Raw genomic sequence first — 10828 nt, forward strand, 5'->3', positions numbered from 1 at the left:
TTTGCCTCAAGCCGTCATTTCGCGCATATCGACGGCTACCAGCTTCGACACGCCGGGGTCTTCGGGCAGCATGGTAACGCCATACATGACGTCGGTGGCGGCCATGGTGCGTTTGTTGTGGGTAACGATGATAAACTGCGATTCTTTTGAAAACTCCCGGATGATGTTGGTAAACTTGTCTATGTTGGCATCATCGAGTGGGGCATCTACCTCATCGAAAATACAGAAGGGGGCCGGTTTGATCAGATAAATGGCAAAGAGCAAAGAAGTAGCCGTAAGGGTTTTTTCGCCCCCCGACAGCTGATTGATGGTTAAGGGGCGTTTGCCTTTAGGTTTGGCAATAATTTCAATGGGTGATTCCAAGGGGTTTTCCGGGTCGGTCAATACAAGGTCGCAGGTATCTTCTTCGGTAAAAAGCGAACGAAAGACCTTTTGGAAATTGAGCCGTATTTGCTCGAAGGTAGCCAAGAAGTTTTCACGTGCTACGCGGTCGGCTTCGTCTATGGTATCCAGCAAGCTTTGTTTGGCTTCGAGCAGGTCTTGGCGCTGCCCTTGAATGAAATCATAGCGTTCTTTCATTTCTTGATAAGCCTCCATGGCCATGGGGTTAATGGCGCCAAAGCCGTCGAGTTTTTGTTTCAGTGTGCTTACTTCTTGCTCAAGGGCTTGCACATCCGGGGCTTCCTGTGGGGGTTCCAGCTGCTCCAAGTCCACATTGAACTCTACCGACACGCGTTCTTTTGCCGATAGAAGTGTCATTTTCAGTTCGTTCCGGCGGTTTTGCAGCTCTTGAATCAAGTGGTTCTGCAATTCTTTTTGCCGTGCAGCCTCCCGTATTTTCTTTTCCAGCTCTTCTGTTTCGCCACGCTGTTTGTAGTAGTCGCGCTCGGCTTCGTTGACGGCTGCTTCCAAGCGCTCTTTTTCTTCGTACATTTCTACCAGGCGGTCGTCTTTTTCTTGGCTGTCGTTTTCAAAATGAAGCACTTCTTGTTGCACTTGCGCCAGCTCTTCCCTGTTTTTCTTCATGCGGTTGCGCAGGGTTTCCACATAAGAATGCCGGAAGTCGTATTCCTGCACAAGGCTTTCCAGGCGGCTTTGCATTTGGGTAGTCTGCAGCTTGAGCGTATTGTAGCGGTCGTTCAGCCGGGCAAAGCGGCCGGCCTGTGTGCGCTCCTCTTCTTCGAGTGCCTGCAGGCGGGCGTTTAGCGCTTCTTGCTCCTTCTTTAGGCGCTCGTAGTCGGGCTGCAGCTCTTCTATTTCTTCCTGAAGCATTTGGCGTTGCTCTTCCATTTCATGGCTTTGTGCTTCTTGCTGCGCCAAAAGCTGTTGTTTTTGTTCGTAACGCGTGCGCAAGGATACGTACTGCTCGTTGGCAGCATTCAGCCGGCGTTGCAGCTGTTGCAACAGCTCGCGATAGTTCAGCTGCTTCAGTGCGCGCAGTGCTTCCTGCTTTTCTTGCAGGCGTGCTTCTTCATCGGCTATTTTTTTATCGATGGCGGCAATTTGTTGTTGCAGGGCTTGCAGCTCTTTCACTTTGCCGATGCGCTTGCCTTCGAAGCTGCCGACACTGCCCCCCGAGAGCACATAAGCTGAGCGCATTTGTTTTCCGTCGCGGCTAATGAGAGTGATGCCTTCGGGCAGTGATTCTTCGGGCATGTCATCTACAATCCACACATTGGCTAAGAGTGCCTGCAAAAGGGGGCGGTAAGGCTCTTCGCATTCTATGACGTCGCGGGCAGGCACGCCCTTACCATAGAAGGTAAGCGTTTGGGTAGGGGGGAAAGCGCCTTTCTTCAGGAAAAAGGAAGCCTTGCCTTTCTTTTGCTCGTCCAGCAGGCGAATGGCACTGCCGGCTTCGGAAGGGTCTTCCACCACAAAATAGCTTAACCAAGGTTCCAGGTAGCGCTCAATGGCCAGCTTGTACTCTTCACTACAAGCCACCACTTCAGACAGCAGGGGCGCTTTGCTCTGCCATTGTCCCGACTTACGCAAAAAGCGGATGGTCTCGGGGTATCCTTCCAGGTTGTCGATGAGCGACTGCAGCAACTTGGCTTCGTGGTGTTTGGCGTCGCGCTCGCGGTGATGCACGCGCAGACTCTCGCGCAGCTCTTCTATTTCCTGCTCCAGCTGATGCACTTGCTCGCGATGCTGCTGCTCTTCTGTTTCCTTTTGTTTGAGTTCTTCTTCGGTTTCTTCTCTTGCTATTTTGGCTTCTGCAATGGCTTCCTGCAGTTCTGCCAGGTCTTCATCTTGGTTTTGTTTGTTTTGCCAATGGCGCTCTATTGCCTGCTTGATGGAAGATATTTGCGTTTGCTTAATTTCTATTTGCTTTTCCAGCAGGCGCAGGGCTTCGGTTTTTTGCTTTAACTGATTTTGCAAGTCGCGTATTTGCTCTTTAAACTTGGCGACTTTGTCTTTTTCCTGCTCATAATCGGCAGTTACGGTTTCGAACTGCTCATTAAGGCTTTTGAGTTGTTCTTCGGTTTGGCGCCTTTCTTTTGCAATGCGCTCGAGGTCTGCAATGAGCTCTTCTTCACGGCTTTGGTCTTGATGAATTTGTTCTTCGAGGGTGTTTATTTTTTCATGTAAAAACTTGAGACGCTCGGCTTTCAGCTTTTTTTCGCTTTCATATTGCCGTATGTTTGCCACGTGCTCATTCAGGGCTTTTTGACGCGAAGCCAACAGGCGCTCCTGCTGCAGCAGCTTGGTTTTAAGCTCTTCTATTTCGGCTTCGAAAGAGGCCGTTGCCGTGGCTATTGCTTGCAGCTTGTCTTGCTCTTGCTCTATGTCTTTTTCTATTTGTGCAAGTTGTGCCCTTTGAGCCGCTGTTTTGCTTTGTGCCAGCAAAATGCTCTTTTGTTTGTACTCTTCTTTTAGCTCGTAGTAACGCTTGGTTTTTTTGGCTTGGCGCTCAAGCGATTTCAGGTTTTTTTCAATTTCAAACAGCAGGTCTTCGACCCGGTCCAAGTTTTGCTGTGTGTCGTCCAGCTTGCGCAGGGTTTCTTTTTTGCGCACCTTGAATTTGGAAATACCGGCCGCTTCTTCGAACAGGTTGCGGCGCGAGTTTTCTTTGTCGTTGAGTATTTCATCCACCATTTTCAACTCAATGATGGCGTAGCTATCGGGACCAATGCCCGTGTCCATAAACAGGTTGGTGATGTCTTTCAGACGGCAGGGCACGCCATTGAGCAAATATTCGCTTTCGCCGCTGCGGTACAAACGGCGTGTGACCGTCACCTCGGTATATTCGGTAGGCAAGAGGTTTTTGGTGTTTTGAAAAGTAAGCGACACCTCTGCCATTTGCAGCGGCTTGCGTTTTTTGGTACCGTTGAAAATGATATTTTCCATTTTGTCGGAACGTAGCGCACGGGTCTTTTGCTCGCCCAGCACCCAACGAATGGCGTCTACGATATTGGACTTTCCGCATCCGTTTTGTCCTACGATACCGGTTACACCTTCGCCAAAGTGAATGGTTACTTTGTCGCCAAAGCTTTTGAATCCCTTGATTTCTAAACGCGTTAACTGCATGCTACCATTTTCTTTACACTTCCTTCAAAGTTACGACATTATGAGATTTCATGCGCTTGTTTTGCAAAAGAGTGCAACCTTCTGCGACTATTGCTTCAAAAAGTGGAATGTTTGCGGCGCATAAGCACGGAAATTAAAGCTAAGGACGGCTATTTTGTTTTTTATGAAAGAATAAGCATTCCGTTTGTTCTGTACGCATTTTATTTAGTAACTTTATGAAACACCATCAATATAGTTTTACTATGAATGTCGGTTTCATTATTTTCTTCCTTATTGGGGTATATGTTTTGAAAGCTTTCGGCTTATCGACGAGGGCGGCTGTTGTCACATCTTTTTTTTCGAACTTACTTTTATTCAGCCTCCTTTCGAGAGGTAAAGCAAAGAGCTCGGATGATAAAGCAAAGAGTTCGGAAAAGGCGAGTTTAAAAGACAAGCAAAAAAGCAAAAAAGAATTAACAGAGGAAATGCTTAAATACATGGATGAATCCGAAAGAAAGTATATAAATGTAAAAGAAATAGAGGATTCGTTAGAAATCGAAGAAATAGAGGAATTTACGGAATCACTAAAAATGGATAAGATGCTAAGAGAAAAGTATGGAGTAGTATCTGATAAAGAGGAAAGTGTGGATAAAGACGAAAGTGAAACATTTGAAGACGAAAGTGAACTACTTGACAAAGTTTTTCAAACAAAAAAAATAAAGGAGGAAACAAAGCAGAGAAAGCGTCTTTTAAAAGTACAAGAAGATCATTTGCCCGGCTACCAAGTAAAAAAACAGCAACGAAATGCCTATGCAAGCAAGTTGAAGGACAAAAAACGCCTTAAAGAAGCTTTCATTGCTTCTGAAATACTCAACCGCAAGTATTTTTAAGCTTTCTTCTGCTTGCTGCAAAGTGTTATTGAGCCGGGTGTTTTTCTTGACAAAGTTCAAGCAAAACGCCTCCGGTAGAGCGCGGGTGTACAAAACAAATTAGCTTATTGTCGGCTCCTTCTTTTGGTTCTTCGTTGATAAGCTCAAAGCCGGCGGCACGCAAACGCTCCATTTCGGCGTGTATGTCGTCTACTTCTACAGCCACATGGTGGATGCCCTGTCCACGCTTCTGCAGATACTTGTAAATGGCACTTTCTTCGTGCGTAGCGCCCAATAATTCCACTTTGCTTTCGCCCAACTCAAAAAAAACAGTGGTGACGCCTTCGGAAGGCACCGTTTCTTCTTTATAGGCTTTGCGGTTCAATAGCACCTCAAACAGATGGGTGGCTTGTTTCAAATCGGCAACGGCAATGCCCAAGTGTTCTATTTTCTTTATCATCTCTGCGTATTTTTTAACATCTCTCAAAAATAGTTATTTTCGCTGATGCACTAAACCGGTTCAAGTCCATGAAACTCACACTCCGGCTTTTAAATACAGATGAATTTAGTGAATTGCCTGCCGCTGCCGAAGGCGTAGAAGTAGAAAGCAAAGACAAGCAGCTGTTGCTGAATGGGGTAGCGCAAAGTATAGACATACGCCCGCTCGATGCGCGCCGTTTTCATTTGATTGCCGGGCAACGCTCTTATACTGTCGAAGTATTGGAAATAAACAAGACAGAAAAGAGCATTACACTGCTGATGAACGGCAAGACCTTGCGGTGGGGCATTCAAGAGCCCATAGACCTGTTGCTCAAAGAGATGGGGATTGATCAGGCGGCAGCACTCCAAGCCGAAGACCTGAAAGCGCCCATGCCGGGCTTGGTATTGGACATTAAAGTAAGTGTGGGGCAGGAAGTCAAAAAGGGCGACGCTTTGCTCATCTTGGAAGCCATGAAAATGGAAAACGTGCTGAAAGCGCCTGCCGACGCCAAAGTAAAAAACATTTGTATTGAAAAAGGGCAGGGGGTAGAGAAAAATCAAGTACTCATAGAGTTCGAATAAAGCGGGACTTACAGGCAGCATTTGTTTCTTTCATGCAAAGGCATCGCCGGCGTAAGCCAAGGTGATGACACCAACTGACTGCGGTCCGGCCGTTTGTATTGTTTGATAGAGTGCTTCCAAAGTAGCGCCCGTAGTCAGCACATCATCTACCAGCACCACCTTTTGATGACGCAGGGTGCTTTTGCCTTCGGGTGTCAGTGCAAAAACGTCCCGCACGTTCATCCAGCGCTCCCATAAACCTTTCCGGGTTTGAGACGCACGGTGAATATGACGCTCCACGGCTTGTGTCCATACAGCCACAGGCTTATGCCAGGCAGCCGCCAAGCCCCGGGCAAAATATTCACTTTGGTTATAACCGCGCTTTCTCTGTTTTTTGGGATGGAGCGGCACAGGTAAAAAACCGTCTATTTCATAAGCAAAGCCGGCACGGCACAAGCGCTCACCATACACATAGCCCATTTCATAAGCCAGTGTTTTGGCGCCTTTGTATTTGATGGCATGCAGCAGCCTTTGAGTGCTTCCGCCTTTTTGAAAAATCAAAAAGGGCAATACAAATCCGGCAGGAATGCGCCCCATAAGCACCTTTCCTGCCGGATTCTCCATATATTGACGTTCGTCTTTAAAAAAGTCGGTATAAGGCAATGCCGCACGACACGAAGCACAAACAAAGCGAAGCCCTTCTTTGAGTATGCCCCTGCAAACGATGCAAGCCTCGGGAAAGAGCAAGTGTAAAAAGCCTTCTGCCAATAATTGCGCCGTAGAATGCACGACCGCTCCGGTTTAGTGTACGACTACTGCTTAAAAGGGGGCTTTACTTCATCTGCCAACTTGCGTAATAAGCCCGCCACATGGAAACGGTTGGCGCCTTCTTCTTCTACTTGCTTGATATTAAGCATGAAATCGTTTTGCAGGTTGCGGATGGCTGCCTGCACTTTCTCTTCCATTGCCTGTACTCGCTCGTAAATCTCATCTACCACTTCCGCAAGGCTTTCTTTTTGCTGCTGCATCACCTTGGATACGTGGTTTTGCACTTCGCCAATTTCTTTATACAGCAGCTCGGTGTCGTGTCCGGCAATGAGTTCTTTCACGGCATCCAGGCGTGTGTGCCGCTTAGGCTTGCCTTTGGGCACTCCATATTCAAACTCTTCTATAAATACATATTGCTCGTCTTGGCGCAGACGGTCTGCCTCGTGAATGATTTTGGGCAGTTCCTTGTAAAGGTCCTGCAATTGCTCTTTGAACTGTTTACGATTTTCCTCCATGATGGTCGTAAACAGCTTTTTCATTTCGGCTATTTGATACTCGTAGTCTTTTTTGTTTTCTTGCAAAATAGCCGTAAAGAGGTCTTTCATGCCTTGAAAGCGGCTCTCTATTTCTTTCTTATCCGGGTTCACTACTGCCTCTTTCAAGTCATCCACCTCTTCGGGATTGATGGGCTTTTCCTCGGGCTGCTCTCCGGGATTTTTGTAGAAGTCTTCCATACTCATAGCTTCGCTGTTTATTGGCCTAAGGTGTTGGACATTTGGTCAAAAATCTGCTTCAATGCCGATTTGCTGACCTGGCGCTGACGCTGGTTCTGCAGCTCTTGTTGCATGGCTGCCTGCACTTGTTGGATTTGATTGAGCAAGCGCTCTTCCGATTTTTCAATGCTGCGCAGCATTTCTATTTTTACCTCATCGATTTTCACCGATATTTCGGTGCGGTAGCTCTCTACCAGATTTTTCAACTTTTTCAGCTCGTTGTTGTAAGTCTCAAGCTCTTCACCGAAAATAATCTTCTTGATTTCGTCTAACTTAGAGCTTGACATTTGCGCGCCGCCCATATTGTAGTCTTGTGTGTTTTCCATACGCTTTTCAATTTAAACACTTGCTTTTTATATGCCTAAATATAGAAAGTATTTTTCTATTTCAAAAAGAATCATGCCTTGCTTTTCGTTAGCTAAAAAGATATTCTAAGTTTGCAAAAAGATTTATAAACTCAACAGCTATGAAGGATTTGGTAAAAGAGTTCAACGACTACCGGTCGGCAATGAATGAAAAAATTATGGCAGCCGACAACCTTGTGCTCAAACGCATATTCAGCCTCGACAGCCAAACATACAAAGAAGGGGCGCTGCCGGTCAAAACCAAAGAGATGCTGGGACTGGCCTGCTCCATGGTGCTGCGTTGCGACGACTGCATTCGCTATCATTTGGGCAAGTGTTATGAAGAAGGGGTAAGCGATGCCGAAGTGTTTGAGATATTCTCCATTGCCACACTGATTGGGGGCACCATTGTGATTCCTCACCTGCGCCGTGCCGTAGAGTACTGGGAAGCCCTCAAAAACCAAGATGCATCATGAGCAAACAAAAACGTGTGGATCCTTATTTGGAACTGGAATGGCAAAAACTGCTGGGCAAACTGGAAAAAATAATCGGCAAGCGCCCGCAGAATATGGAAGCCGTACTTTTTCTGATTGGTATGCGTGAGCTGGGCAAAGGGGCACGCCGCTTCTCCAAAGAGCAAAAGCAAGACCTCATGCATATTGCTGTTTGCAGGGTGCTGAGCAAGTCCGGTTTTTATGAACTGGAAGGGGTCGATGAGGAAGGTTGGCCCCATTGGAAGTTGGTGAAGCCTTTGCCCAAAGTAGATTTGCTTTCCCAGGAAGCTTTGCTCATGTCGCATATCATCGACTATTTTTATGACGAAGGCATTGTAGAGCATGAGTAGTAAGTTACGCATCATCACTTATAATGTAAATGGCATACGGGCGGCTGTTCGCAAAGGCTTGGCCGATTGGATACAGGCCGCCCGTCCTGACGTCTTGTGTCTTCAGGAAATCAAAGCCAATCACGATACTTTCCCCCGTGCACTCTTTGAGTCATTGGGCTATCGTTGTTATCTGTACCCCGCACAAAAAGCGGGGTATAGTGGTGTGGCCATATTGAGCCGCCTGCCGGCCAAGCAAGTAGTAGAAGGCATGCAACATCCGCTATATGATGCCGAAGGGCGGGTGCTTCGTGCTTTTTATGAAGGTATTTGCGTGGTATCGGTCTATATGCCCTCGGGGTCTTCGGGCGATGAGCGCCAAGCGGTCAAGATGCAATTCCTCGAGGACTTCAACCACTTTGTGGAACAACACCGGCAGCAATATCCGGAATACCCGCTCGTGATTTGTGGCGATTTCAATATTTGCCATCAGGCAATAGACATTCATAACCCGGTGCGCAATGCCAACACTTCCGGCTTTTTGCCCGAAGAGCGTGCCTGGATGTCGGATTTTTTGGAGCGTGGTTTTATCGATACTTTTCGTCATTTCAACCCTGAACCCCATCATTACACATGGTGGAGCTACCGCGCCCGTGCCCGTGAGAAGAATTTAGGCTGGCGCATCGATTACTGCATGGCCGACGTGCAACTGAAAGAGCAGCTGCAACGGGCGGTCATCTTGCCGGAAGCGCGCCATTCGGACCATTGCCCGGTGCTGCTCGAACTGTCGCTTTAGTGCTGATTTTTTTGTGTATTGCCTTTGAGGATTCTTACAAGTTGCTATATTTGTAAAGTAAGCTTTTGTAAGTTATATTTCAACACACCTAAAGCCGTCAGTAAAACGCCTGTGTTCATGAAACACTTCCTTTCTTACCTTATATTGGCATTACTTTTTGCTTCCTGCAGCAGCTCTTCGCAAGAAAACACCCGGCAGGAAAATATACCCAGCGGGCCCGCCAAAGGCGGCGTGTATTATGGTGGGGAGTTCCACCTGAACGAATCCGAATACATCAAGTCATTGTACCCGCTAAGTATTGCCGATGTTTATTCATATCGGGTTGCCTGCCAGATATACGAGGGATTGTTCAAGTTCGACCCGGCCACCCTCGAAGTAGTGAATGGTTTGGCTGAATCTCATACATTGGACAGCACACGCACCATTTATACTATCAAATTGCGCAAAGGCGTGCGCTTCCATGACGACCCCTGTTTTCCTGACGGCAAGGGCAGGGAAGTAAAGGCTCAAGATGTAGCTTACTGTTTTCAGCGCGTATGTACTCAGTCGAGCAACAATCAGGGATTTACCATTTTTAAAGATTTGCTCAAGGGCGCCAACGAATATTATGCTGCCTCGGCAGGTGGCAATACGCCCAGCTTCGACATTGCGGGCATCAAAGTAATTGACGATTACACCATTCAACTACAGCTGACACGCCCTTACGCTTTCTTTCTTTATAATTTAGCACGTCCGTTTGCCTTTATTTACCCCCGCGAGGCAGTTGAAAAGTACGGCGAAGACGGGCTGCGCGAAAAAGCCGTCGGTACAGGTCCTTTCTTTTTGGCATCAATAGACCCGGGCAATGCCATTTTGCTCAAGCGCAATCCGCACTACTACATGAAAGATGAGCACGGCAACCAATTGCCTTATTTGCATGGGATAAAAATCAGCTTCATACGAGAAAAGAAAACCGAATACAATGAATTCAGAGCCGGCAAGCTGGATATGGTGTATCGCCTGCCTACGGAGCGAATCATCGATTTCTTGATGGAAGCCGAAAAAAGCGAAAACGGGGAAGTGCAGGACTTTATCCTCGACCGCGTGCCTGAAATGGCTACACAGTATCTCACCTTCATGACTGCCAAAGGTGTATTTCAGAACAAAAACCTTCGTAAGGCATTTAACTTTGCCATAGACCGTGAAAAGATTCTGGAGTTTGTATTGAACGGCGAAGGCGAAGCCCCCGGGCATCATGGCATTGTGCCGCCTGTATTCAAAAACTATGACATCAATAAAATCAGAGGCTATCAACTCAATATAGACTCTGCCCAGTACTATCTGGCCAAGGCAGGCTATCCGAATGGCAACGGCTTTCCGGAAATCACCTTGCAGGTAAACGCCGAAGGCGACCGGCATTTAAACGTGGCTTTGGAAATACAAAAGCAGCTTCAGGAAAACCTCAACATTAAAATCAATATAGAAACCCTGCCATTTGCCCAACTTCTGGAAAACAGTCTGCAGGGCAAATTTGACTTGGTGCGCACAGCTTATTTTGCCGACTACCCCAACCCCGAAAACTTCTTATGGTTGTTCACCGGCATGGAAGTGCCCGATAGCTTTGAAGAAAAGTCTTATCCCAACATAGCACGCTACAAAAATCCGCGCTATGATGAGCTTTACAACAAAGCACTTCTGGCAAGCACGCCGGAAGAGGCCTACCGTTACCTGCAGCAAGCAGAACAAATTTTGCTTGATGATGCAGTTATTTTGGTACTCTGGTACGACGAGGCCTACCGCCTGACTCAACCCTATGTGCGCAACTTCCCCAACAACCCCATTCAGTATCGCGATTTCACAAAAGTATATTTCGATAAGAGTTATTTTGAAAAACAAAACGCTAAGAAATAACGTTTTATCTTGCATGT

The 10828-nt window shown here is 47.0% G+C and carries 11 protein-coding genes; 6 read left to right on the top strand and 5 right to left on the bottom strand.

From position 1 onward, the window contains the following. Window positions 1-6 precede the first annotated feature (6 nt). Window positions 7-3528 carry a chromosome segregation protein SMC gene (smc, locus tag QVE43_RS08375; protein WP_288006029.1) on the bottom strand — a complete coding sequence of 1174 codons (3522 nt, stop codon included), beginning with the start codon at window positions 3526-3528 and terminating at the stop codon, window positions 7-9. 215 nt (window positions 3529-3743) lie between these two features. Here smc and QVE43_RS08380 point away from each other — a divergent pair, with 215 nt between their 5' ends. Beyond that, entirely contained in the window at window positions 3744-4397 is a 654-nt protein-coding gene (locus QVE43_RS08380) for a hypothetical protein (RefSeq protein WP_288006032.1), read from the top strand. Window positions 4398-4422: 25 nt separating this feature from the next. Here the strand turns inward: QVE43_RS08380 and mce are convergent, their stop codons facing one another. Next, on the bottom strand, window positions 4423-4833 hold the full coding sequence (gene mce / locus QVE43_RS08385; protein WP_288006509.1) for a methylmalonyl-CoA epimerase: 411 nt from the start codon (window positions 4831-4833) through the stop codon (window positions 4423-4425). Window positions 4834-4904: 71 nt separating this feature from the next. On the opposite strand from mce, the gene QVE43_RS08390 reads away from it, so the two are divergent. After that, the gene (locus QVE43_RS08390) at window positions 4905-5438 is read left to right on the top strand and encodes an acetyl-CoA carboxylase biotin carboxyl carrier protein subunit (protein WP_288006033.1); all 534 of its coding nucleotides are present in this window, start codon (window positions 4905-4907) and stop codon (window positions 5436-5438) included. Window positions 5439-5468: 30 nt separating this feature from the next. Here the strand turns inward: QVE43_RS08390 and QVE43_RS08395 are convergent, their stop codons facing one another. From QVE43_RS08395 to QVE43_RS08405, 3 genes are read right to left on the bottom strand one after another with little or no spacing between them, the layout of a single operon-like run. Next, a complete protein-coding gene (locus QVE43_RS08395) occupies window positions 5469-6206 on the bottom strand; it encodes a ComF family protein (RefSeq protein WP_288006035.1) in 738 nt (245 codons plus the stop codon). A gap of 23 nt (window positions 6207-6229) precedes the next feature. Next, window positions 6230-6925: a hypothetical protein gene (locus QVE43_RS08400; RefSeq protein WP_288006037.1), complete on the bottom strand. Its 696-nt coding sequence runs from the start codon at window positions 6923-6925 to the stop codon at window positions 6230-6232. 11 nt (window positions 6926-6936) lie between these two features. Beyond that, window positions 6937-7284, bottom strand: a complete 348-nt coding sequence (locus QVE43_RS08405) for a hypothetical protein (protein ID WP_038031678.1) — start codon at window positions 7282-7284, stop codon at window positions 6937-6939. Between the two features lie 140 nt (window positions 7285-7424). On the opposite strand from QVE43_RS08405, the gene QVE43_RS08410 reads away from it, so the two are divergent. From QVE43_RS08410 to QVE43_RS08425, 4 genes are all read left to right on the top strand, one after another. Further along, entirely contained in the window at window positions 7425-7778 is a 354-nt protein-coding gene (locus QVE43_RS08410) for a carboxymuconolactone decarboxylase family protein (protein ID WP_038031681.1), read from the top strand. Next, window positions 7775-8146, top strand: a complete 372-nt coding sequence (locus tag QVE43_RS08415; protein ID WP_038031683.1) for a hypothetical protein — start codon at window positions 7775-7777, stop codon at window positions 8144-8146. The genes QVE43_RS08410 and QVE43_RS08415 overlap by 4 nt, the downstream gene beginning before the upstream one ends. Beyond that, window positions 8139-8921 (top strand): exodeoxyribonuclease III, encoded by a 783-nt coding sequence (locus tag QVE43_RS08420; RefSeq protein WP_288006042.1) that lies wholly within the window; start codon window positions 8139-8141, stop codon window positions 8919-8921. Before QVE43_RS08415 ends, QVE43_RS08420 begins: the two co-directional genes overlap by 8 nt. A gap of 117 nt (window positions 8922-9038) precedes the next feature. Then, window positions 9039-10811, top strand: a complete 1773-nt coding sequence (locus QVE43_RS08425) for an ABC transporter substrate-binding protein (protein ID WP_288006044.1) — start codon at window positions 9039-9041, stop codon at window positions 10809-10811. Window positions 10812-10828 lie beyond the last annotated feature (17 nt).

This window comes from Thermonema sp. (assembly GCF_026003375.1).
GTDB classification, from domain to species: domain Bacteria; phylum Bacteroidota; class Bacteroidia; order Cytophagales; family Thermonemataceae; genus Thermonema; species Thermonema rossianum.